Raw genomic sequence first — 276 nt, 5'->3', positions numbered from 1 at the left:
CGGAGCGGCTGCGGCCGCTGCTGCGCCGTGGCGGCCAGCGAATAACCGGAGCATCTAACGGGCCGCTGGACGAACAGGAGGTGGCGGATGGGACGGTCGTAGCGGTGCTCTGCCCGCCGAGCTGCCTGCGGGCGGTCTGCGTAATGGGCGCGCTCCAGGCCGGGGCTGCCTTCCTGCCGATCGATCCCGCTTCGCCGGATGAACGTATCCGTTATATGCTGCAGGACAGCGGAGCGGCGGCGCTGCTCGGCTTGTCTGTGGATGCGGAGCGGCTGG

Annotated in this window: 1 protein-coding gene; it reads left to right on the top strand. The window is 69.9% G+C overall.

Features of this window, described 5'->3' with window-relative positions; all coding sequences use genetic code 11:
• On the top strand, nucleotides 1-276 hold a 276-nt coding region (locus PA598K_RS35800), incomplete at both ends, for an AMP-binding protein (RefSeq protein WP_148092075.1).

The sequence above is a fragment of the Paenibacillus sp. 598K genome, from assembly GCF_003851045.1.
Taxonomy (GTDB): Bacteria; Bacillota; Bacilli; order Paenibacillales; family Paenibacillaceae; genus Paenibacillus_D.
This window is presented reverse-complemented; position numbering and strand designations above follow the sequence as displayed.